Raw genomic sequence first — 21,937 nt, 5'->3', positions numbered from 1 at the left:
AATCGGTCTCCGACTAGATTGACTGCCGTGGGACGGCGGGACGGACAGCGCGACGGCCTGAGGCTGCCTCGGTTGCTCCGCCGAGTGCTGCTGACCGTCCTCGGGATCCAGATCGGGCTCGCGGTCACGATGTCGCTGGTCGACTCCTACCGTCGGCGCGGGAAACGGCCCAAGCCGTTCCCGACGAGGGCGCCCGCGACGGTCACGGTGGGCGACGGCGAGGTGACGACGTACACCTACGGTCGCGACCTGTACGAAGACATGATCGCGGCGATCGACGGCGCCCAGCGGCAGATCCTCTTCGAGACCTACATCTGGAAGGGCGACGCCACCGGAGAGCGGTTCAAGCGCGCCCTGGCGGCTGCGGCGGACCGGGGCGTCGAGGTCTACTGCATCTACGACGGGTTCGCGAACCTGGTGGTCGCACCGACGTTCAAGCGCTTCCCGGCCTCGATGAAGGTGCTGCGCTACCCCGTCTACGCGGCCGGCTGGCGGTTCTTCGACCTCCGGCGCTACGGCCGCGACCACCGCAAGATCCTGGTCGTCGACGACCGCACCGGCTTCATCGGCGGCTACAACATCGGGTCGGCCTACGAGACGGAGTGGCGCGACACCCACGTCCGCGTGACCGGACCCGCCGTGTGGGACCTCAAGCGCGCGTTCGCGGACTTCTGGAACCTCAACCGGCGCCGCCGGCTCCGCGCCTCCGAGCGGCCGCTGCTCCTGGAGACCGCATCGACGTGGGAGCCGTTGATCCGCATCCAGCGCAACATCCCGCGGCTGTGGGTCTTCCCGATCCGGGGGATGTACCTCGAGGCGATCAACCGGGCGAGCACCAACGTGTGGCTGACCCAGGCCTACTTCATGCCCGACCAGGACTTCGTCGACGCTCTCAAGGATGCCGCCCGGCGCGGGGTGGACGTGCGGCTCCTCATGCCGCTCAAGTCCAACCACATCGTCGCGGACTGGATCTCCCGCGGATACTTCAGCCAGCTCCTCGACGCCGGGGTCCGGGTGCTGCGCTACCGCGACGCCATGGTGCACGCGAAGACGGCCACCGTCGACGGCACGTGGTGCACCGTCGGTACGGCGAACATCGACCGCCTCAGCCTCCAGGGCAACTACGAGATCAACCTGGAGGCGATCGACAAGGACCTGGCCAAGCAGCTCGAGGAGGTCTTCCTCGTCGACGAGACCAACTGCCTCGAGCTCACCAGCGAGGAGTGGGAGGCGCGCGACCTGCACCGCAAGTTCACCGAGGCCTTCCTCAAGCCGTTGAGGACGCTGTTGTGAGGCCGGTCAAGGACCTCTCCGGCAAGAACGTCTTCGTCACCGGGGCTGCCAGCGGCATCGGCCGAGCGGTCGCCCTCCAGGCGGCCGCCGAGGGTGCGGTGCTCCACCTCACCGACATCCAGGCCGACCTGCTCGCCGAGGTCGCCGAGGAGGCGACCGCCGCCGGCGGGCGGGTGGCCCTCGCCGAGCCCGCCGACATCACCGACCGCGACGCCGTACGACGCCTCGCCGCGCGGGTGACCGAGGCGTCCGGTCCGATGGACGTCGTCCTCAACGTGGCCGGCATCGCGATCTGGGGCACGGTGCGCGGCCTCGAGCACGAGCACTGGCGCTCCCTGGTCGAGGTCAACCTGATGGGACCGATCCACGTCATCGAGGAGCTCCTGCCCCCGATGATCGACGCCGGGCGCGGCGGCCAGCTGGTCAACGTGTCGTCGGCCGCGGGCATCATCGCGATGCCGTGGCACGCCGCCTACAGCGCGACCAAGTTCGGCCTGCGGGGCATCTCGGAGGTGCTGCGCTACGACCTCCGGCGGCACCGGATCGGCGTGACCCTGGTGTGTCCCGGTGGCGTGGACACGGGCCTGGTCCAGACGATCCGGATCGCCGGTGTCGACGCCCAGGACCGGCGGTTCGTGCGGGCGCGGCGCAGGTTCCAGCACCATGCGGTCTCGCCCGAGCGGGCGGCCGATGCGATCTGGAAGGGCGTCCGCCGCAACCGCTACTGGGTCTACACCTCGGCCGACATCCGCCTCGTGCACTGGCTGCAGCGCTACTACCCGCCCGGCTACGCGCTGGCCATGCGGATCTTCAGCTGGGGTGCGCACCGGGTGCTGCCCGCGGTCGACCAGGCCCGCCGGTCGGACCTGGCATGAACTCACCCCACGAAGTTCTTCTCCTCCGCTTCGCTCCCCCGAACAACTTCGCAGGGACCCCGAAATGAGCGGCGGCGAGCCGCGAATCACTCCTGGTGGCTGGCGAGACGTCGGCCCGGACATCGCGCTCCTCTCGCGGGTCTTCGGCCGGGTGTCCGGCACCGAGCCGCCGGCCGTGTTCCTGACCCTCGGGCGCAACCGGCGGCTGTTCTGGGGGTGGCTGCACTTCGCCGGCCGGCTGATGCCGGGCGGTCGGCTGCCGCGCCGCCAGACCGAGCTGCTGATCCTGCGGGTCGCCGCGACCTGCGGGTCGGACTACGAGCTCACCCAGCACCGCCGGATCGGACGCCGGTCCGGGCTGAGCGCGGATGAGATCGCCCGGGTCGAGGCCGGCGGCCTGGACGGCTGGACCGGTGCCGACCGGGTCCTGCTGGCCGCCGCCGACGAGCTGCTGTCGACCGAGGACGTCACCGACGCCACCTGGGCCGCGCTGCGCCAGGAGCACGACGAGCGGATCGCCATCGAGGTCCTGATGCTCGTCGGTCACTACCGCATGCTCGCGACCGTCCTGCACACCCTGCGGGTCCGGCCGGACCGACCGCGGCGCTGACGGCAGTTTTTCGGCTCACCGGGTCTCGATACAGCCGGTCTCGGCTTCACAAGCTCAGCCGAGCGGCCACTCGACCTCCTCGTCCGACGCGGCCGCGAGCAAGCTCGCGCCCGCTGGACTCGGATGTCGGCGGGCGCCCGTACGCTCGTCGCATGCGTCCGATCACCGACCTCGAGCGTCGGGTTGCTCCGTTCAAGGTGGAGTCCGACTACCAGCCGTCCGGCGACCAGCCGGCAGCGATCGCCGAGATCACCCGTCGCCTGCAGGCCAGCACCCAGGACGTCGTGCTCCTCGGTGCGACCGGCACGGGCAAGACGGCGACCGTCGCGTGGGTCGCCGAGCAGGTGCAGCGGCCGGTGCTGGTGATGCAGCCCAACAAGACCCTCGCGGCGCAGTTCGCCAACGAGCTGCGCCAGCTGTTCCCGAACAACGCGATCGAGTACTTCGTCTCCTACTACGACTACTACCAACCCGAGGCCTACGTCCCGCAGACCGACACCTACATCGAGAAGGACAGCTCGATCAACGAGGAGGTCGAGCGGCTGCGGCACTCGGCCACCAACAGCCTGCTCACGCGACGCGATGTGATCGTGGTGTCGACGGTGTCGTGCATCTACGGCCTCGGCACCCCGCAGGAGTACGTCGACCGGATGGTGCGGCTGAAGGTCGGCGACGAGCACGACCGCGACTCCGTGCTCCGGCGCCTGGTCGAGATCCAGTACACCCGCAACGACCTGTCGTTCACCCGCGGCACGTTTCGCGTGCGGGGCGACACGCTCGAGATCTTCCCGGTCTACGAGGAGCTGGCGGTCCGGGTCGAGTTCTTCGGCGACGAGATCGAGCGGCTGATGACGCTGCACCCCGTCACCGGGGAGGTGCTCACCGAGGACCACGAGCTCTACATCTTCCCTGCGAGCCACTACGTCGCCGGTCCGCAGCGGATGGAGCGCGCGATCAACGGCATCGAGGCCGAGCTGACGGAGCAGCTGGCGACGTTCGAGCGGCAGGGCAAGATGCTCGAGGCGCAGCGGCTGCGGATGCGGACGACCTACGACATCGAGATGATGCGCCAGATCGGCACCTGCTCGGGCATCGAGAACTACTCGATGCACATCGACGGCCGGTCCCGCGGTTCGGCTCCCAACTGCCTGCTCGACTACTTCCCCGAGGACTTCCTCCTGGTGATCGACGAGTCGCACGTGGCGGTGCCGCAGATCGGCGGGATGTACGAGGGCGACATGTCCCGCAAGCGCAACCTGGTCGAGCACGGCTTCCGGCTGCCGAGCGCCATGGACAACCGACCGCTGCGGTGGGAGGAGTTCCTCGACCGGGTCGGCCAGACCATCTACCTCTCGGCGACCCCCGGCGATTACGAGCTCGACAAGGTCCAGGGCGACGTCGTCGAGCAGATCATCCGGCCGACCGGACTGGTCGACCCGGAGGTCGTCATCAAGCCGACCAAGGGCCAGATCGACGACCTCATCCACGAGATCCGGCTGCGCACCGATCGCAACGAGCGGGTGCTGGTCACCACGCTGACCAAGAAGATGTCGGAGGACCTCACCGACTACCTGCTCGACGCCGGCGTCCGCACCCGCTACCTGCACTCCGAGGTCGACACGCTCAAGCGGATCGAGCTGCTGCGCGACCTGCGGCTCGGGGCCTACGACGTGCTGGTCGGCATCAACCTGCTCCGCGAGGGCCTCGACCTTCCGGAGGTCTCGCTGGTCGCGATCCTCGATGCCGACAAGGAGGGCTTCCTGCGCTCCGACAAGTCCCTCATCCAGACCATCGGCCGCGCCGCCCGCAACGTCTCCGGGCAGGTGCACATGTACGCCGACCGGATCACGCCGTCGATGGCGGCCGCGGTCGACGAGACCAACCGGCGGCGCGACAAGCAGATCGCCTACAACAAGGCCCACGGCGTCGACCCGCAGCCGCTGCGGAAGAAGATCGCCGACATCACCGAGATGCTGGCCCGCGAGGACGAGACGACCCAGGCACTGCTCCAGACGTGGGCCGACGCCGGCGTCAGTGGCCGCGCCGGCGGGGTGAAGGGACGGAGGGCGCCGGTGCCCACGCTCGGCGAGCGGGCCGCAGGCGAGCACGCCACCCAGCTGGCCGGGCTTCCCAGCTCCGACCTCGCCGAGCTGATCCAGGACCTCACCGACCAGATGAAGGGTGCGGCGGCGGAGCTCCAGTTCGAGCTGGCCGCCCGGCTCCGCGACGAGATCTCCGACCTCCGCAAGGAGCTCCGCCAGATGGTCGAGGCGACCAAGTGAGCGTCGGCGCCGAGCGAGGAACGAGCTCGAAGCGCTGAACGCGAGCGCGGGAGCCAGAGCGAGCGCAGCGAGCTCTTGGCGACGAAGTGACGGCGCGAGCGCCCATCAGCGCTTGAGCTTGCGCAGCTGGCTGAGCCCGACCAGGCGAGCGATCACCAGCGCCACGTAGAGCACACCCGCGACCTGCTCGATCATGACCAGCGACCGGGCGTTGTCGAGGACCGGGTAGACGTCCGACAGCCCCACGCTGGTGAGCGTGGTGAAGGACAGGAAGAGCAGCTCGAACCAGTCGACGTCCGTCCCGGCCTCGACGCCGTACGCGACGAACGACCCCGGCCAGAGGACCTGGGCGGCGGCGTACAGGTAGGCGAAGGCCCAGGCGACGACGGTGAAGGCGGCGCCGACGGCGTACAGCTCGTCGCGGGTGACGACGTCGTCGTGGAACAGGTAGCGGATCATCGCGTAGGAGACGAAGAGGTAGAACGGCACGTGGAACACGGCTGAGGTCAGCACGATCCAGTCGGAGTCCCGGCTGACCGCCTCGAGGACCGAGAACACCATGGCAGGGAGCCCGAGGACGACGGCGACCCAACTCAGCACGGGGGTGGCGCGCACCGCCCAGGCGGCAACGAACACGACGCACATCTGCACCACGCCGACGACGGCGCGACCCGCGGTCGAGTCCTCGAGGAACGGGTAGATCAGCACGACGAGGAGCTGCGCGGCGAGCAGGATCGCGGAGGGATGCCGCCCGAGCGTCCGTAGCCCCTCAGTCGTCGGAGTGCTCACGCTCGGAGATGCTAACGGTGATCACATCCGGTTCCCGGGAACAGGGGATCCAGGTCATTCGTCCCGCTAGCGTGACGGACGCCGAGCCGGGGTCGTTAGCGGTTGTGTAACGGGTCACAGTATGGTTCGTTGACCACGTAACGAGAACACGTTCTACTATTGTGCCCGTCGGGCGACGGGGGAGGTGACCGGGTTGGCGTTCAGCGCTGCTTCGGTCATTCGTGGTCCCGGCGAACTGGCACTGATGACGGTCGAGGTGACCAAGCGGATCTTCACCCGGCCGTTCCAGTTCCGTGAGTTCGTCGAGCAGGCCTGGTTCGTGACCAGCGTGACCCTGATGCCCACGATCCTGGTCTCGATCCCGTTCGGGGCGGTGATCTCGCTCCAGGTCGGCAACCTGACCGGGCAGCTGGGTGCTCAGTCCTTCGCCGGCGCCACGGCCGTGCTCGCCACGGTCCGCGAAGCCGCGCCGATCGCCGCGGCCATGATCATCGCCGGTGCCGCCGGCTCCGCCATCTGCTCCGATCTCGGCGCGCGGAAGATCCGCGAGGAGATCGATGCGATGGAGGTCCTCGGCATCGACCCGCTCGAGCGGCTGGTCGCGCCCCGGGTGGTGGCCACGATGTTCGTCGCCTTCATGATCAACGGGATCGTCATCTGCGCTGGTATCGGCGGCGGGTACTTCTTCACCGTCATCGTGCAGGGCGGCTCGGCGGGCGCGTTCCTCTCCTCCTTCACTGCCCTCGCGTCCCTGCCCGACCTCTACATCGCGATGGTCAAGGCCATCGTCTTCGGCTGGCTGGCCGCGATCGTGGGCGCCTACAAGGGCCTCAACGCGGGAGGCGGCCCGCTCGGCGTCGGTCGTGCTGTGAACGAGGCGGTGATCGTCGCCTTCATGCTGCTGTTCTTCCTGAACGCCGTCATCTCCGCGATCTACTTCCAGGTCGTGCCGCCGGTGGGGCTCTGACATGGCAGCGGTCACCGAGTTCGTCAGCGGCGCAGTGGAAGGGCGTCGCCGCACGCTGGAGCAGTACGGCGACCAGCTGCTCTTCTACGTCAAGGCCATCGTCTGGGTGCCGGCTGCGATCAAGCGCTACCCGCGGGAGATCTGGAACACGCTGGCCGAGGTCGCCTTCGGCGCCGGCGGCCTGAGCGTGATCGCCGGGTCGGTCGGCGTGATCGCGTTCATGTCGTTCTTCGCCGGGACCGAGGTCGGCCTCCAGGGCTACGCATCGCTGAGCCAGATCGGCGTCGCGAAGTTCAGCGCCTTCATCTCGGCCTACTTCAACACCCGCGAGGTCGCACCGCTCGTGTCGGCGATCGCGCTCGCGGCAACGGTCGGGTGCGGCTACACCGCCCGACTCGGCGCGATGCGGATCTCGGAGGAGATCGACGCGCTCGAGGTGATGGCGGTCCCGTCGCTGCCGTTCCTGGTGACGACCCGGATCATCGCGGCGTTCATCGCGGTGATCCCGCTCTACATCGTCGCCCTCTGCGCGTCGTACCTCTCCCCGCGCCTGATCGTCGTCTACATCTACGGGCAGTCCCCGGGCACCTACGACCACTACTTCCTGCAGTTCCTGCCACCGATCGACATGCTCTGGTCGTTCTTCAAGCTGCTCTTCCTCGCGGTCGCGGTGATCCTCATCCACTGCTACTACGGATACACCGCGTCCGGCGGGCCCGCGGGTGTCGGTCGCGCGGTCGGCCGCGCGATCCGGACCAGCATCGTCACGATCGTGGTGGCCGACTTCTTCCTCAGCTTCGCGATCTGGGGCTCGACCACGACGGTCAGGATCACGGGGTGAACGGCTAGATGCTCGTCAACGTCCACCACGACTCGGCCAAGGAGCACAACCGGCTGCTCCTCGCCGGCATCGGCTTCCTCCTGTCGATCGCCCTGTTGATCTGGCTCTCGATCGCCATCTACAACAAGGAGTTCGACCGGGTGACGATGGTGACGGTCAAGGCCGACCGCGCCGGTCTCCAGCTCGCCAAGTTCGGCGACGTCCGGATCCACGGCGCCCTCGTCGGCCAGGTCCGCAAGGTCACCCAGGACGGCAACGAGGCCGAGATCCACATCGCGCTCGATCCCGACGCCGCGGAGAAGATCCCCGCCAACATCACCGTCGAGATCCTTCCGACCACCCTCTTCGGGCAGAAGTACATCGCGTTCAACCGTCCGCCCGACCCGTCCGCGGAGTCGCTCAGCGACGGTGACGTGATCCCTGCCGACCGGGTGGACACCAACGTCGAGCTGAGCCAGATCCTCGCCGAGCTGTTCCCGCTGCTGCGCGCCGTGCAGCCGGCCGACCTCAACGCCACCCTCAGCGCCCTTGCCACCGCGCTCGAGGGACGCGGCGAGCAGATCGGCGAGACCATGGACGACCTGGGTGTCTACCTCGGCGCCATCGACGACCACCTGCCGACGCTGCGGCAGGACCTGATCGCGCTCGCGGACGTCGCGGACGCCTACGACCTGGCGGCGCCCGACCTCCTCAACGTGCTCGACAACGTCACCGTCACCAGCAAGACGATCACCGAGAAGGCAGAGGACCTCGACGTCTTCTTCTCCGACCTGGCCGGACTGGCGAACGTCTCCACCCGGATCCTGAAGTCCAACGAGCAGAACATGATCGAGGTCGGGCGGGTCACCGAGCCGATCCTCGCTCTCCTCCGCTCCTACTCGCCGCAGTTCCCGTGCCTGATCAAGGGCGCGGCGGCGTACGCGCCGATCCTGTCGCGGACCTTCGAGGGCAACGTCGTGAAGCAGTACTTCGAGTTCGGCAACAGGCAGTTCCGCCACTTCGACGAGTCGGACTTCATGGAGTTCGGCGAGGTCGGGCACGGCCCGTGGTGCCTCGGGCTGCCGAAGTTCAAGGTCCCCGGCGACCGGGTGCCGCTCGACAACGGCAGCGACATCGACGAGAACCCGCCGACCAGCCCCCTCCCCAACTTCGGCGCGCTGCCGGAGATCGACCTCACGAGCGGCTTCGCCGGGAGCGAGGGTGACCAGCAGGTGGTCAACGCCCTGCTGGCCAGTCGGACCGGCGAGGAGCCGGACCAGTACGGCGCGCTCGGCCCTCTGCTCTACGGCCCGGTGGTCCGCGAGGGGAGGTCGGCCGGATGACGTCCCGTCACAGCCGCAACGCCGCCTTCATCTCCGCCGGCATCAAGCTCTCGATCTTCACCGTGGTCTCGATCTTCATGACCGGACTGCTCGCGGTGATCATGGGCAACATCGGGCTCGGCGGCGGCAAGACCTACCAAGCCGTCTTCACCAACGCGAGCACCCTCGAGAAGGGCGACGACGTCCGGATCGCCGGTGTGAGCGTGGGCGAGGTCAAGGAGGTCGAGCACCACGAACGGGCGATGGCGCTGATCACCTTCCGGATCGACGACGACATCGAGCTGACCACGGCGTCGACCGCCGAGATCCGGTTCCTCAACCTGGTCGGCGACCGCTACATGGCGCTCGAGGAGGGCGACGGCGCGACCGACGCAGAGACGCTCGACGACGGAGACACCATCCCGGTCGAGAACACCCGTCCCTCGCTCGACCTCACCGTGCTGTTCGACGGGTTCAAGCCCCTCTTCCAGGCGCTGACGCCCGACCAGGTCAACGAGCTGAGCATGAACCTGGTGCAGGTGCTGCAGGGGGAGGGCGGCACCGTCCGCGGCCTTCTCGAGCACACCGCCTCGCTCACCACGGCGCTGGCCGACCGCGACCAGCTGATCGGTGAGGTGGTCACCAACCTCAGCGAGACGCTCGACACCGTCAACCGTCGGCACGAGCAGCTCAGCACCCTGGTCATCGAGCTCAAGGACTGGATGAAGGACCTCGCCAGGGACCGCAAGACGATCGGCGGGTCGCTCGACAACATCTCCGACCTCACGGTCACCGTCGCCGACCTGCTGCGCCGCGGCCGGCCACTCCTGAAGAAGGACATCGCCGCGCTCCGCGACCTCGCCGCTCTCCTCAACTCTCCCTCGCAGCGCAGGGAGATCGTCGACCTGCTCGACCGGATGCCGGAGGTGATGTCGGACCAGATCCGCACCGGCACCTACGGGTCGTGGTACCAGTACTACATCTGCGGCGCCTCGGTGAGGATCGACCTTCCGGCGCTCGGGAACATCCCGATCATCAACCAGATCGAGGAAATGATCACCAAGTTCGAGTTCCACTCGGAAGTGCCGAGGTGTCTGGACCGTGGCTAGAGACGTCAGCGATGCCCGGATCATGCGGCTCGGCATCATCACCCTGGTGGTGATGGCGCTGATCTCGGCTGCCACCTTCAACCTGTCGAAGTTCCCCGGCTTCCGCGGCACCACCTACTACGCCGAGTTCAGCGACGCGAGTGGCATCCACAAGGGCAACATGGTCCAGGTCGGCGGCCTGCGGGTGGGCCGGGTCACGGAGGTCTCGCTCGCCGAGGACCGGGTGGTGGTCAAGTTCGAGATCAACGGCGACGTGGACTTCGGTCCGGAGACCACGGCGTCGGTCGAGGTCTTGAACCTGCTGGGTGAGAAGTTCCTCGACCTCCAGCCGCTGGGCGAGGGCGAGCTCGAGGCGGGGGACACGATCCCGCTCGAGCGGACCGAAGCGGCCTACGACATCGTCGGTGTCTTCGGCGACCTGGCCACGACCACCGAGGAGATCGACACCCAGCAGCTGGCCGAGGCGTTGAACGTCGTCTCCGGCACGCTGGACGGCTCGGCACCCGAGATCGGCGCGGCGTTCGACGGCATCGCCCGGCTGTCGCGCAGCGTCTCGCAGCGCGACGAGCAGATCCAGACCCTCTTCGAGAGCTCGCAGCAGGTGACCAAGGTCCTCGAGCGGCGCGGCCAGGACATCGTCGACCTGATGCGGCACAGCGACCTGGTCTTCAAGGAGCTCCGCAGCCGGAAGGCGGCGGTGCACCGGCTGCTCGTCAACGCACGCGTGCTCGCCGACGAGCTGAGAGGCCTGGCCGAGGACAACGAGGAGCAGATCGGGCCGGCGCTGGCGGAGGTCGACGAGCTGCTCACCCTGCTGGTCGACAAGCGGGACCAGCTGAAGGCAACGCTGCACGAGCTCGGCCCGTACGTCGACATCCTCAGCAACATCATCGGCACCGGACCGTGGTTCGACGCAGTGGCCATCAACCTGCTCTCCATCCCGACCGGCGAGTTCCAGCCCGGATTCGCGGAGTGATGACGATGGTGACGAAGATCTGGCAGCGCGTCGACCGGAGGGTCATCCTCCTGGTCGTGCTCCTGATCGCGGTCGGAGCAGTGCTCAACTTCGCCGTGACCGAGCGCGAGACGAAGACGGTGACGGCGATGTTCCCGCGCGCCGTGAGCGTCTACAAGGGCACCGACGTGCGGATCCTCGGCGTCAACGTCGGAAAGGTCACTGCTGTCACCCCCGCCGGCAACGCGGTGCGCGTCGACATGGAGTACGACGCCGAGTACGACGTGCCTGCCGACGCACAGGCGGTCATCGTGACCCCGACCCTGGTCGCCGACCGGTTCATCCAGCTGACGCCGGTCTACGAGAAGGGTCCGGTGATGGCGGACGACGCGACCATCGAGCTGCCAGACACCGGGGTCCCGGTCGAGCTGGACCGCATCTACAGCAGCCTCCAGGCGCTGACCCGGGCGCTCGGTCCCAACGGGGTCAACAAGGACGGTTCGCTCGACCACCTGCTGCAGGCCGGCAGGAAGGCGCTCGACGGCCAGGGCGCCGCAGGCAACGAGATGATCCGCGAGCTCGCCCTCGCCGCCGAGACCTTCGGCGACAGCGCCGGTCCGCTGTTCGCGACCGTGACCAGCCTGGCGGAGTTCACCACCACGCTCGCCGACAACGACGCTCTGGTCCGGGCGTTCATGACGGATCTCGCCGGCGTCTCGCAGACGTTGGCGGCCGAGAGCGACGAGCTCCAGCAGGCCGTGGCCGCCGTGGCCAGGGCCGTCGGCAGCGTCGAGTCGTTCGTCCGCGACAACCGGGAGGCGCTGTCGAGGGACATCCGGCAGCTGTCCACCGTCATGGCGACGATCGCCTCAGAGAAGGACAACCTCAACACCGCACTCGAGGTCGCGCCCGCTGCGATGGACTCTCTCCACCTGGGCTTCGACCACTCGAGCGGCTCGCAGAACTCGCGAGTCGGCATCGGCGCCAACATCTGGACCGCGGACGGGTTCATCTGCGGGCTGATCCAGCAGAACCCGGGCATGCCGCGAGCGCTCAAGGACACCGCCTGCGACCTGATCGCCCAGCTGCTGAGCCCCATCATCGACAACCTGCCGTTCCTGCCCCCCGGCTACGAGGAGTTCACGCCGAAGGAAGCGGTCTCGGAGAGCAAGACGCGGCTGAACGTGCCGGACATGCCGGACGTCGAGTTCGCGCCGACCTCCGACCCGTCGCTCGCCGGGCTCGTGGGAGGTGGATCGTGATGCGCACGGTTCGTTGGTTGCTGGCCACCACGCTGGTCGCCTCCCTGCTGTCCGCCTGCGACTTCGACGGGGCCTACGACCTGCCGCTGCCGGGTTCGCCGGTCGACGAGGACGAGTCGTTCGAGGTCACCGCGGAGTTCCGAGACGTGCTGAACGTCGTGCCGCGCTCGCCGGTGATGGTGGACGACGTCGTCGTCGGCGAGGTGACCGAGGTCGAGCGCGACGGCTGGCACGCCGAGGTGGTCCTCCGGATCAAGGACGGCACGGTGCTGCCGGACAACGCCATCGCCGACATCCAGCAGGTCTCGCTCCTCGGCGAGAAGTACGTCTCGCTGGAGCCGCCGACCGAGCAGGAGCCGACGGGCCGGCTCGAGCAGGACGACAAGATCCCGCTGTCGGTCACGGGGCGCAACCCGGAGGTCGAGGAGGTGCTAGGCGCGCTCTCCTTCCTGCTGAGCGGAGGAGGGGTCGCCCAGCTGGGCACCATCACCCGGGAGGCCAACCTGGTGATGACCGGACGGGAGGACCGGCTCAAGGCGCTGCTCGGCTCGCTCGAGGGTGTCATCGGCACGCTCGACCAGCAGAAGGGCGACATCATCAACGCCCTCGAGTCGATGAACAACCTGGCTGCGACGCTCAACGCCGAGAAGGACACCATCGGCGACGCGCTCGACGCGATGGGACCGGCGATCGACGTGCTGGCCGACCAGCACGACGAGCTGATCGGGATGTTGGGGGCGCTGGAGCGGCTCGGGCGCGTCGGCACCCGGGTGATCAACGCGAGCAAGGAAGACATCCTCAAGATGCTCGAGCACCTCTACCCGGTGCTCTCCAAGCTGCGGGAGGCCGGCCACGCCCTCGGCCCCGGCATCAACCTGATGGTCAGCTTCCCGTTCCCCAAGGCGGCCAACGACATCGTCCAGGGTGACTACGCGGACACGATCGCGCGGGTCGACCTCGACCTGGACAACCTGCTCAAGAACGTCGGGATCCCCAACATCGAGCTTCCGAACCCTGGCCAGGTCCTCAGCCAGGTCCAGCGCTGCCTGCGCAGCGGGAGTCTCGCCAGTGCGGCGTGCGCGAAGGTGCTGTCCGACCTCGACCTCCTCAAGGACTTGAAGAGGGAGTGCCGCGACCCAGCCCTGGAGAACTCCCCGGTCTGCCGCGTCCTCAACAGCCTGCCGAACATCGACCTCGGTGGCCTCCTCAACCGTGGCGCACTGGGCGACACCCTCAACGGCTACCGGGACGGCGTCAACGGCCTGTCGCGGGAGCTCGTCGGCAGCGCGGACCCGTACCGGGCTGAGGATCCGCCCGGACTGCTGGGGGTGACCACATGAGTCGCGGCGTGCGGATCCGACTGGCCGCGTTCGTCGTCCTGAGCGCGGTCGGCATCACCTACATCACGGCGACCTACCTGGGCCTCATCGACAGGATCACCGGGAGCGGACACACGGTGACCGCGACCCTGCCCGGGTCCGGCGGACTGTTCGAGGGCAGCGAGGTGACCTACCGCGGCGTCAAGATCGGCAAGGTCACCAAGATGACCCCGACGATCGAGGGCGTCGAGATCGAGATGGCGATCGAGGAGGACGTGGAGCTGCCGACCGACTCGGCGATCTACGTCCACAACCTGTCGGCGGTCGGCGAGCAGTACCTCGACTTCCAACCCGAGGACGAGGACGGCCCCTACGCCGAGGACGGCACCGTCTTCCACGGCGACGAGTCGTCGCTCCCGGTCGACGAGGCGGACCTGCTGGTCGACCTCGACGACTTCGTCGGGTCGGTCGACAAGCGGAGCCTGCAGGTGGTGGTGAAGGAGCTCGGCATCCTGTTCGGCGACACCGGGCGCGACCTGCAGACGATGCTCGACAACGGCTCGGTCTTCATCGACGAGGCCACGGCGCACACCGACGAGACGATCACCTTGCTGCGCAACGGCCTGACGGTCCTGCGCACCCAGCAGGGTCAGAAGGAGAACATCCGCTCCTTCGCCCGGGACCTCGCGACACTGACGGGTGCACTCCGCGGCAGCGACAGCGACCTGCGCAAGGTGCTCACGAGCACGCCCGGCGCGGCCCGTGAGCTGCAGAAGCTGCTGGAGGAGCTCGAGCCGACGCTGCCGGTCCTGCTCAGCAACCTGATCACGGTCGACCAGGTCGTGCTCGCCAACCTCGACGGCCTGGAGCAGCTCCTCGTGACCTATCCGACCCTGATGGCCGGCGGCCCGACGGGCAGCACCCGCGACGGGTGGGGCCACATCAACGTCCAGTTCGACTACAGCGTGCCGCCGTGCACCGACGGATACCTGCCGCCGGAGCGGTGGCGGTCGCCGCACGACCTCACCGACGCGCCGTACTTCCACGCCCAGTGCAAGTCGGGTCCGCCGTACGTCATGCGTGGCCCGAAGTACGTCCCGGCCCGCCGGGGCAACGCTTCCACCCCGCGCGTCTACAGTGGCGTCTACGACCCGGTGACGGGGATCGTCCCAGGCGTCCTCGACGACGAGGGCCGCCAGGTGCAGTTCCGTCAGCCGGGCAACATGTCCGTCCTGGGAGGGGATGCGTGGAAGTGGCTGCTCGTGGGTCCGGTGGCCCGTTGACGCCAGGGGGATCGGGCGAGCAGGGAAGTCGAAGCAGAGTCCGCCTCAACTCCGTCCTGTACGTCGCGATGGTCGTGTGCCTCGGCGTCGTCGTGATCCTGTCCGTGCTGATGTCGAACGCGCACCGGGATGACGGTGGCGACCGGTCCGGCAGCTGGCTCGAGGACGCGATCGCGGTGATCACGGACGAGCGCGTCGCCGTGGCGCCCGACACCCGCGCGGGCGAGGACGTCGGCCGCGGGACGGTCGTGGCGATGGACCCCGCCCCCGAGGAGGAGCAGGTCCGCACGGCGGAGCAGCTCGAGGGGGCGACCAAGATGGTCAACGCCTTCCTGAACATCAGCCACGAGGACGTCGAGGCCAACATCGAGGCGGTGAAGGCCCTCGCCACCGGTCAGTTCCTCCGGCAGTACACCCGAGCCTCGCAGGACCTGGCCAAGCTGACCCGGCGGGCTCAGGCGACCCAGACCGGGGAGGCCGTGTGGGTCGGACTCGTCGCCGGCGACGATGACGACGCGACGGTGATCGCCGCGACCAGCGGCACCGTGACCAACGAGCTGACCGACTTCGAGCCCCAGGCGCGCACCTATCGGCTCCAGCTCGACCTCGATCTCGTCGACGGCGAGTGGCTCACCAGCGACCTGCAGTACGTGGAGTGATCGTCGTTGTCCAGAAGCGCACCGCGTCGTCCCTCGCGTACCAACACCCCCAAGCCGCGCAAGATCGCCGGTAGGGACGTCGGCCCGGGCCAGCCCGACACCACGGCAGCTGCTCCGCCGATCGATCCGATGGATCAGAACGAGCCGAACGAGCCGGCCAAGCCTCTTCGGCTGCCTGTGGCGAAGCAGCCCCCGCCGGCCGTCTCGAAGCGGCCGCCGTCGACGGGCGAGGACGAGCCGACGGAGACCGTGCTCGCCAGCCCCAGGGCGACGCGGACGCTGCTGGTCCTGGTCGCTGTGCTCGTCGTCCTGGTGATCCTCCAGGGCTTGTGGTTCTTCCTCCACGGGCGTGAGAACGACGACCGCGCTGAAGCGGCGGAGTCCTCCGTCTCGGAGGAATCCGGCGAGGACGACCCGATCTCGGTGCCGGAGGGGCGGCCGGTCGTCCTCAACCAGCTCGCCGTCCAGGAGGGTGTCGAGGCCGCAGCGCTCGCCGCGCAGACGATGTTCGCGCGCAACTGGGAGTCTTACGACCAGGGCGTCGACGACGCGGTGGCCCTGATGACCGAGGAGTTCGCCGAGGAGTACCGCGGGACCACCGACGACGTCCGTCGGGAGTTCCTCGCCGAGAAGACCCAGGTCCAGGTCAGGGTGGTCGCGCAGAGCGTCGTCCGCGCCAACGACGCCGAGCTCGAGGCGCTGCTCTTCCTCAACCAGTACACGATCACGGGTGCGGACGAGGACCCGAAGACCACCTACACGCCCTACCGTGCGGTGCTGACCATGGTGCACACCGACGATGGCTGGCTGGTCGACGCGGTCGACACGAAATAGGAGGGCGCATGCCCCGCGAAGAAGTAGAACACGTTACAGTTTCTTCCGTGGAGCATGACCTCGTGATCGTGGGCGCGGGCCCGACCGGGCTGTTCGCTGCCTACTACGCCGGGTTCCGCGGCCTTCGCGTCGCCGTCGTCGACTCGCTCCCCGAGCTCGGTGGGCAGATCACCGCGATGTACCCCGAGAAGGCGATCCTCGACGTCGCGGGGTTCCCGACCGTCAAGGGCCGCGAGCTGGTCGCCGGCCTCGTCGAGCAGGCCGCCACCGCCACGCCGACGTACCTCCTCGACCGGACCGCCACCACCCTGGAGCAGGACGCCGACGGCGTCACCCTCGGCCTCGACGACGGCTCGTCCGTACGGGCCAAGGTCATGATCATCACCGCCGGCATCGGCAAGTTCAGCCCGCGGGCCCTGCCCGCGGGCGAGGGCTGGCTGGGTCGCGGCATGGAGTTCTTCGTGCCCAGCTTCGAGCCGTACGTCGGCAAGGACGTGGTGATCGTCGGCGGCGGCGACAGCGCGTTCGACTGGGCGCTGCACCTCGAGCCGATGGCCAACTCGGTCGCGCTCGTGCACCGCCGCGACGCGTTCCGCGCACACGCCCGCACCGTCGAGCAGGTGCGCGCCTCCTCGGTCGAGATCATCACCAAGGCCGAGGTCACCGCCCTGCGCGACGCGGCCGGCGGCAGCGAAGGCGCGCTCGCGGAGGTCGAGATCACCGTCGACGGCGAGGCGACCACGCGGAAGGCGCAGGCCGTCGTCGCCGCGCTCGGCTTCATCGCCGACCTCGGACCGCTCCAGCAGTGGGGGATCGAGACCCACAAGCGGCACCTGGTTGTCGACTCGTCGATGCGCACCAACCTGGAACGGGTCTTCGCCGCGGGCGACATCACGGACTACCCGGGCAAGGTGCGGCTGATCGCAGTGGGGTTCGGCGAGGCGGCCACGGCCGTCAACAACGCCGCGGTCGTGATCGACCCCAGCGCGCACGTCTTCCCCGGACACTCCTCGGAAGGAACCTGAGCCATGGGCGGCGGACGCGAGGCCGTGAAGATGGGCGAGGACGAGGTCCTTGCGCTGCTGGCGGAGAACCTGAAGGTGCAGGTGGCGAGCAACGGACCGGACGGGGTCCCGCACCTGTCGACCCTATTCTACATCGTCCGGGCCGGGAAGATCGCGTTCTGGACCTACGCCCGGAGCCAGAAGATCCGCAACCTCGAGCGTGACCCGCGGGTCTCCGCGCTGGTCGAGGACGGCACCGACTACTTCGAGCTGCGCGGCGTCTCGATCAAGGGCAAGGCCGAGATCGTGCGCGACTACGACGGGATCTTCTCGATCGGGTCGGAGGTCGCCACCCGGATGGTCGACGCCGAGTCGTTCGAGGCGCTGGGCGACTTCGGGCGCGAGACCGTGGAGAAGCAGGCACAGAAGCGGGTGGGCGTGATCATCCATCCGGAGCACGTCGCCACGTGGGACCACCGCAAGATGGTGTGAGGAGACAACGGATGAAGATCAAGGTGGACTTCGACCTCTGCGAGTCCAACGCCATGTGCGAGGCGCTCGCGCCCGACGTGTTCGAGCTGGACGACGACGACTTCCTCCAGCTCAACACCGACGAGGTCACGCCGGAGAACGAGCAGCGGGTGCGGCAGGCCGTGGCCGCGTGCCCGCGGGCCGCGATCAGCCTGGCGGAGGACGGCGAGTGAGCGCACCCGACGAGACGAGCCCTTCGACCAGCCAAGGAGGGTCCACCAGCCTCGACGGCAAGGTCGCGATCGTCACCGGCGCCGGAGCCGGGCTCGGTCGCGCCGAGGCGCTGGCCCTGGCCGACGCGGGCGCCCGGGTCGTGGTCAACGACCTGCCCGGCGCCGGAGACGAGGCCGTGGAAGAGATCCGGAGCAGGGGCGGCGAGGCCACCGCCGTGGCCGGTGACGTGAGTGAGCGGGCGACCGCCGACGCGATGGTCGCCGCTGCCGTCGACGGGTACGGCGGGCTCGACGTCGTCGTCAACAACGCCGGCATGACGCGTGACCGGATGCTCTTCAACATGGCCGACGAGGAGTGGGACGCCGTGATCGCCGTCCACCTGCGCGGCCACTTCCTGCTGAGCCGCAACGCGGCGTCGTACTGGCGGGGCCGGTCGAAGGAGGTCGGAGCGCCGGTCTACGGCAGCGTCGTCAACACCGCCTCCGAGGCGTTCCTCGGCGGCTCGCCAGGACAGCCCAACTACGCGGCGGCGAAGGCCGGCATCGCCGCGCTGACGTTGTCGACGGCTCGCGGACTGTCGCGGATCGGCGTCCGCGCCAACGCGATCTGCCCGCGCGCCCGCACCGCGATGACCGCCGACGTCTTCGGCGAGGACACGTCAGGTCGGTCCGTCGATCCCTACTCGCCCGACCACGTCGCCCCGATCGTCGCCTACCTCGCGTCGCCGGCGGCGGAGCGGATCACCGGGCAGGTCTTCGTCGTGTACGGCGGCATGGTGGCCGTCGTGGCCGCTCCGGTCGTCGCGCAGCGCTTCGACGCCGCGGGCGACGTCTGGACGAGTGACGACCTCGACAAGCAGCTCGGCGGGTTCTTCGCCGATCGCGACCCCTCGGTCGGCTTCGCGGCCGACTCGATCATGCAGCTAGGAGTCTGAAGTGGGCCGTCTCGACAACAAGGTCGCCATCGTCACCGGGGCCGCGATGGGACAGGGCGCCGCGATCGCGCGGGCCTATGTCGCCGAGGGCGCCACGGTGGTCATCGCCGACGTCGCGAAGGAAGCGGGCCAGGCCCTTGCCGACGAGCTGGGGGAGTCGGCGCACTTCGCGCACCACGACGTGAGCGACCCGGCCTCGTGGACGACGCTGGTCGACGACACGAACACGCGGTTCGGGCCGGTCAACGTGCTCGCCAACAACGCCGGCATCCTCCGCTTCGGGCAGATCGAGCACATGCCGCTGGAGGAGTTCCAGCTGCTGGTCAACGTCAACCAGGTCGGTGTCTTCCTCGGCATGCAGGCCGTCGCCCGCACCATGCGCAAGAACGGCGGCGGCTCGATCATCAACGCGTCGTCGATCGAGGGCATCGCCGGCATGCCGTCCTGCACCGCGTACGCGGCGACCAAGTGGGCGATCCGCGGCATGACCAAGTGCGCGGCGATGGAGCTGGGCCCGAAGGGGATCCGGGTCAACTCCGTCCACCCCGGCATGATCGACACCCCGATGACCCGGGTGCACGGTGGTGACGCGGCGATGGAGTACGGCGCCAGCAAGGTACCGCTGCGCCGGGTGGGTCACCCGGACGACGTCGCACCGGTCTACGTCTTCCTGGCCAGCGACGAGTCGGGCTACATCAACGGCGCCGAGATCACCGTCGACGGCGGGGTGACCTCGACGCACGCGTTCGGCGCCTGAGGTTGAGCGGCCGCCGCTGCCACGGCGTCGGCCTCAGACGGGCGTGATCGGCAACGAGGTCCGCGGTCGGAAGGCGAACTCGACGCCGCTGCTGAACTTGGTCACGGTGACCTCCTGCGCCTCGGGCGCGGGCTGGTCACGACGGACCACGTCGAGCGACCAGGCGTCGTCGCCGACGGCCTCCACCGCGACGTCGAGGTGCGGGTCGAGCGCCTGGACGATCGCGGCGAGCGCACCGGTCCACGAAGGGCCGCAGAGCGAGACCCAGGCGCCGTCCTCGTGCGCCGGCGAGCGTCGTACGACGACCGGCGCATCTCCGGGGCCGAGGTCGGCGGCGACGTACGCCGCCGGGTTGAGCAACGGGTGGAGCGCCAGGAGCCGACGCGCCCCGGCCTCGTCGGGGCTGATGCCGAGCGCCCGGGCGATGCGGAGCGCACCGACACCGGCGGCGCCGGTGAGCTGCTGCCGGCGGATCCGGACCAGCTGCGCCTCGTCGGCGCACCGCTTCTCGAGCGCCAGTGCGAACGCCCGGTCGAGCAGGTGCATCTGCAGGCACACCTCGTCGGCGATCCGCACCAGCGCCGAGCGAGAGAAGGCGGTGAAGTCGACGTCGCTGACCAGCGGGCCGGAGTAGTCGGACGAGCCCTCGTCGCCGGGGTCGATCGGCTCCAGGTGGAGCGTCGCCGCCCGGGACTGCTCGTTGACCGCGAGCGCCGGGATGCCCTGCGCCTCGGGGTAGGAGTCGTCGATGATCACCGTCCACGCGCAGTGCGGGCGCCGGTCGGCTGCTATCTGGTCGGCGCTGCGGGGCGGCCGGTGGATCGGACGGACCTGGGCCCTCGGGTGCGACGCGATCGCCGTCGCGTCGAAGGTCGGGTCCTCGATGTCGTGGCACATGCCCTTCACGTAGTCGGGTCCCATCGGCTCGACGTCCATCAGGGCGCCGCAGTGGTCGAGGTGGAACTCGCCGTGGCGGGAGTCGTGGACCGTGTAGCGGAAGTCCATGAACTGCGGGGGAGCGCCGATGTCGAGCTGCAGCCCCTTGAAGATGGTGACCACGTCGCCCTGCCCGGGCGCGGCCGGGGCGTAGCCGAGCGCGTGCTGCATCCGGCGGGTGTAGATCGGGCTCGCCGCGGCCCACTCCTCGATGGCGATCTGCAGCATCTCTTCCCGGCCGAATTCCGAGATGCACCACGCCATGCCGGAACGGTCGATCAGCTGGCCCGTGAGCAGCAGCTCCGGGACCAGGACCGCGAGGTCCTCGCGGGTGAGGTCGGCGTAGCGGCTGCCCTCACTGCTCGTCACGCAGTCAGCCCCAGTCGGCCGGCCATCTTGTCGAGGTGGCCGAGGACGGTGTCCCTGTCGGCGTCGGGGACTCCCCAGATCAGCTCGGAGGCGCCGGACGCGGTCCAGTCGGCGAGGTCCTCGGGGGTCGGCCGCTTGGCGACGAGGACCCGGACGTCCGGCTGACCCTCGCGTCCGGCGTCGGCCCACGCCTTGCGCAGCGCGTCGGCGCTGGCCGAGACGTCGGTCGACGTGGGTGTGGTCATCCAGCCGTCGGCGTTGCGCGCGATCCACTGGAACGTCTTGGGGCCGGCGCCGGCGCCGATGATGACCGGGACCCGGCCCTGGGGCGGCTTGGGGAAGGCCCACGACGGGCCGAACGTCACGAACTCGCCGTCGTACGACGCCTCCTCCTCGGTCCAGAGCGCGCGCATCGCCTCGAGGTACTCCTTGAGCACGGTGCGTCGTTTGGCGGCCGGGACGTGGTGGTCGGTGAGCTCGTCGGTGTTCCACCCGAAGCCGGCGCCGATGGTGACCCGGCCGCCGGAGAGGTGGTCGAGGGTCGCGATCGTCTTGGCGAGGGTGATCGGGTCGGACTCGACCGGGAGGCAGACCGCGGTGGAGAGACCGATCCGCTCGGTGACGGCGGCGCAGGTGGCCAGCGACACCCAGGGGTCGAGCGTCCGCAGGTAGCGGTCGTCGGGGAGCTCCTCGCCCCCGGTCGGGTGCAGCGCGTCGCGGCGCACCGGGATGTGGGTGTGCTCCGGCACGTAGATGGTGTCGAAGCCGCGGTCCTCCGCGGCCTTCGCCAGCTCGGCCGGAGTGATGCCGCGGTCGGAGGTGAAGAGGACGATCCCGTTGCGCATGACATGAA

The 21,937-nt window shown here is 69.1% G+C and carries 22 protein-coding genes; 19 read left to right on the top strand and 3 right to left on the bottom strand.

All coding sequences use genetic code 11. From position 1 onward, the window contains the following. The first annotated feature begins 27 nt into the window (after positions 1–27). From SHK19_RS12900 to uvrB, 4 genes are all read left to right on the top strand, one after another. Complete coding sequence (locus tag SHK19_RS12900) at positions 28–1,293, top strand: phospholipase D-like domain-containing protein (RefSeq protein ID WP_322455370.1); 1,266 nt, start codon at positions 28–30, stop codon at positions 1,291–1,293. Beyond that, a complete protein-coding gene (locus tag SHK19_RS12895; RefSeq protein ID WP_322936458.1) occupies positions 1,290–2,168 on the top strand; it encodes an SDR family oxidoreductase in 879 nt (292 codons plus the stop codon). The genes SHK19_RS12900 and SHK19_RS12895 overlap by 4 nt, the downstream gene beginning before the upstream one ends. Positions 2,169–2,232: 64 nt before the next feature. Next, on the top strand, positions 2,233–2,778 hold the full coding sequence (locus SHK19_RS12890) for a carboxymuconolactone decarboxylase family protein (protein WP_322455368.1): 546 nt from the start codon (positions 2,233–2,235) through the stop codon (positions 2,776–2,778). A 152-nt stretch (positions 2,779–2,930) separates the two neighbouring features. Beyond that, positions 2,931–5,060 (top strand): excinuclease ABC subunit UvrB, encoded by a 2,130-nt coding sequence (gene uvrB / locus SHK19_RS12885; RefSeq protein ID WP_322455367.1) that lies wholly within the window; start codon positions 2,931–2,933, stop codon positions 5,058–5,060. A gap of 105 nt (positions 5,061–5,165) precedes the next feature. Here uvrB and SHK19_RS12880 read toward each other — a convergent pair whose 3' ends face one another. After that, the gene (locus SHK19_RS12880; RefSeq protein WP_322455366.1) at positions 5,166–5,849 is read right to left on the bottom strand and encodes an ion channel; all 684 of its coding nucleotides are present in this window, start codon (positions 5,847–5,849) and stop codon (positions 5,166–5,168) included. 244 nt (positions 5,850–6,093) lie between these two features. Here SHK19_RS12880 and SHK19_RS12875 point away from each other — a divergent pair, with 244 nt between their 5' ends. The 15 genes from SHK19_RS12875 to SHK19_RS12805 all read left to right on the top strand — a co-directional run bounded on the left by SHK19_RS12875 (position 6,094) and on the right by SHK19_RS12805 (position 19,779). After that, a complete protein-coding gene (locus SHK19_RS12875; protein ID WP_322455365.1) occupies positions 6,094–6,816 on the top strand; it encodes an MlaE family ABC transporter permease in 723 nt (240 codons plus the stop codon). Position 6,817: 1 nt separating this feature from the next. Next, positions 6,818–7,657 (top strand): MlaE family ABC transporter permease, encoded by an 840-nt coding sequence (locus SHK19_RS12870; protein ID WP_322455364.1) that lies wholly within the window; start codon positions 6,818–6,820, stop codon positions 7,655–7,657. An 8-nt stretch (positions 7,658–7,665) separates the two neighbouring features. Further along, positions 7,666–8,979 carry an MCE family protein gene (locus SHK19_RS12865; protein ID WP_322455363.1) on the top strand — a complete coding sequence of 438 codons (1,314 nt, stop codon included), beginning with the start codon at positions 7,666–7,668 and terminating at the stop codon, positions 8,977–8,979. Next, complete coding sequence (locus SHK19_RS12860; protein ID WP_322455362.1) at positions 8,976–10,067, top strand: MCE family protein; 1,092 nt, start codon at positions 8,976–8,978, stop codon at positions 10,065–10,067. The genes SHK19_RS12865 and SHK19_RS12860 overlap by 4 nt, the downstream gene beginning before the upstream one ends. Then, the gene (locus SHK19_RS12855) at positions 10,060–11,043 is read left to right on the top strand and encodes an MlaD family protein (protein ID WP_322455361.1); all 984 of its coding nucleotides are present in this window, start codon (positions 10,060–10,062) and stop codon (positions 11,041–11,043) included. The genes SHK19_RS12860 and SHK19_RS12855 overlap by 8 nt, the downstream gene beginning before the upstream one ends. A gap of 5 nt (positions 11,044–11,048) precedes the next feature. Continuing rightward, on the top strand, positions 11,049–12,284 hold the full coding sequence (locus SHK19_RS12850) for an MCE family protein (protein ID WP_322455360.1): 1,236 nt from the start codon (positions 11,049–11,051) through the stop codon (positions 12,282–12,284). Next, positions 12,284–13,624, top strand: a complete 1,341-nt coding sequence (locus tag SHK19_RS12845; protein WP_322936457.1) for an MCE family protein — start codon at positions 12,284–12,286, stop codon at positions 13,622–13,624. The genes SHK19_RS12850 and SHK19_RS12845 overlap by 1 nt, the downstream gene beginning before the upstream one ends. Further along, a complete protein-coding gene (locus SHK19_RS12840) occupies positions 13,621–14,886 on the top strand; it encodes an MlaD family protein (protein ID WP_322936456.1) in 1,266 nt (421 codons plus the stop codon). The genes SHK19_RS12845 and SHK19_RS12840 overlap by 4 nt, the downstream gene beginning before the upstream one ends. A gap of 68 nt (positions 14,887–14,954) precedes the next feature. Continuing rightward, a complete protein-coding gene (locus SHK19_RS12835; protein WP_322455357.1) occupies positions 14,955–15,545 on the top strand; it encodes a hypothetical protein in 591 nt (196 codons plus the stop codon). A gap of 129 nt (positions 15,546–15,674) precedes the next feature. Beyond that, positions 15,675–16,379, top strand: coding sequence for a hypothetical protein (locus SHK19_RS12830; RefSeq protein WP_322455356.1), 705 nt, complete (start codon positions 15,675–15,677; stop codon positions 16,377–16,379). A 47-nt stretch (positions 16,380–16,426) separates the two neighbouring features. Then, the gene (locus SHK19_RS12825; protein ID WP_322936455.1) at positions 16,427–17,404 is read left to right on the top strand and encodes an NAD(P)/FAD-dependent oxidoreductase; all 978 of its coding nucleotides are present in this window, start codon (positions 16,427–16,429) and stop codon (positions 17,402–17,404) included. A 3-nt stretch (positions 17,405–17,407) separates the two neighbouring features. Beyond that, on the top strand, positions 17,408–17,875 hold the full coding sequence (locus SHK19_RS12820) for a pyridoxamine 5'-phosphate oxidase family protein (protein WP_322936454.1): 468 nt from the start codon (positions 17,408–17,410) through the stop codon (positions 17,873–17,875). 11 nt (positions 17,876–17,886) lie between these two features. After that, positions 17,887–18,087 (top strand): ferredoxin, encoded by a 201-nt coding sequence (locus SHK19_RS12815; RefSeq protein WP_322455353.1) that lies wholly within the window; start codon positions 17,887–17,889, stop codon positions 18,085–18,087. After that, positions 18,084–19,022, top strand: coding sequence for a 3-oxoacyl-ACP reductase (locus SHK19_RS12810; protein ID WP_322936452.1), 939 nt, complete (start codon positions 18,084–18,086; stop codon positions 19,020–19,022). Before SHK19_RS12815 ends, SHK19_RS12810 begins: the two co-directional genes overlap by 4 nt. A 1-nt stretch (position 19,023) precedes the next feature. Next, positions 19,024–19,779: a glucose 1-dehydrogenase gene (locus SHK19_RS12805; protein WP_322936451.1), complete on the top strand. Its 756-nt coding sequence runs from the start codon at positions 19,024–19,026 to the stop codon at positions 19,777–19,779. 33 nt (positions 19,780–19,812) lie between these two features. Here the strand turns inward: SHK19_RS12805 and SHK19_RS12800 are convergent, their stop codons facing one another. Together SHK19_RS12800 and SHK19_RS12795 are read right to left on the bottom strand one after the other, a co-directional pair. Next, the gene (locus tag SHK19_RS12800) at positions 19,813–21,084 is read right to left on the bottom strand and encodes a hypothetical protein (RefSeq protein WP_322936450.1); all 1,272 of its coding nucleotides are present in this window, start codon (positions 21,082–21,084) and stop codon (positions 19,813–19,815) included. Further along, positions 21,081–21,929: an LLM class F420-dependent oxidoreductase gene (locus SHK19_RS12795; protein WP_322936449.1), complete on the bottom strand. Its 849-nt coding sequence runs from the start codon at positions 21,927–21,929 to the stop codon at positions 21,081–21,083. Before SHK19_RS12795 ends, SHK19_RS12800 begins: the two co-directional genes overlap by 4 nt. Positions 21,930–21,937 lie beyond the last annotated feature (8 nt).

Origin of the sequence: Nocardioides bizhenqiangii, assembly GCF_034661235.1 — a bacterium.
Classification (GTDB): Bacteria; Actinomycetota; Actinomycetes; order Propionibacteriales; family Nocardioidaceae; genus Nocardioides; species Nocardioides bizhenqiangii.
The sequence above is the reverse complement of the archived record's forward strand: the minus strand, read 5'-3'. Positions and strand labels throughout refer to the sequence as shown.

What these genes read in the sequence shown, in the direction of transcription:
- SHK19_RS12890 (WP_322455368.1), top strand. Translation starts at nt 2,233, where the DNA reads ATGAGCGGCGGCGAGCCGCGAATCACTCCTGGTGGCTGGCGAGACGTC.
- uvrB (WP_322455367.1), top strand. Translation starts at nt 2,931, where the DNA reads ATGCGTCCGATCACCGACCTCGAGCGTCGGGTTGCTCCGTTCAAGGTG.
- SHK19_RS12875 (WP_322455365.1), top strand. Translation starts at nt 6,094, where the DNA reads ATGACGGTCGAGGTGACCAAGCGGATCTTCACCCGGCCGTTCCAGTTC.
- SHK19_RS12870 (WP_322455364.1), top strand. Translation starts at nt 6,818, where the DNA reads ATGGCAGCGGTCACCGAGTTCGTCAGCGGCGCAGTGGAAGGGCGTCGC.
- SHK19_RS12865 (WP_322455363.1), top strand. Translation starts at nt 7,666, where the DNA reads ATGCTCGTCAACGTCCACCACGACTCGGCCAAGGAGCACAACCGGCTG.
- SHK19_RS12860 (WP_322455362.1), top strand. Translation starts at nt 8,976, where the DNA reads ATGACGTCCCGTCACAGCCGCAACGCCGCCTTCATCTCCGCCGGCATC.
- SHK19_RS12850 (WP_322455360.1), top strand. Translation starts at nt 11,049, where the DNA reads ATGGTGACGAAGATCTGGCAGCGCGTCGACCGGAGGGTCATCCTCCTG.
- SHK19_RS12845 (WP_322936457.1), top strand. Translation starts at nt 12,284, where the DNA reads ATGCGCACGGTTCGTTGGTTGCTGGCCACCACGCTGGTCGCCTCCCTG.
- SHK19_RS12840 (WP_322936456.1), top strand. Translation starts at nt 13,621, where the DNA reads ATGAGTCGCGGCGTGCGGATCCGACTGGCCGCGTTCGTCGTCCTGAGC.
- SHK19_RS12835 (WP_322455357.1), top strand. Translation starts at nt 14,955, where the DNA reads ATGGTCGTGTGCCTCGGCGTCGTCGTGATCCTGTCCGTGCTGATGTCG.
- SHK19_RS12830 (WP_322455356.1), top strand. Translation starts at nt 15,675, where the DNA reads ATGGATCAGAACGAGCCGAACGAGCCGGCCAAGCCTCTTCGGCTGCCT.
- SHK19_RS12820 (WP_322936454.1), top strand. Translation starts at nt 17,408, where the DNA reads ATGGGCGGCGGACGCGAGGCCGTGAAGATGGGCGAGGACGAGGTCCTT.
- SHK19_RS12815 (WP_322455353.1), top strand. Translation starts at nt 17,887, where the DNA reads ATGAAGATCAAGGTGGACTTCGACCTCTGCGAGTCCAACGCCATGTGC.
- SHK19_RS12795 (WP_322936449.1), bottom strand. Translation starts at nt 21,929, where the DNA reads ATGCGCAACGGGATCGTCCTCTTCACCTCCGACCGCGGCATCACTCCG.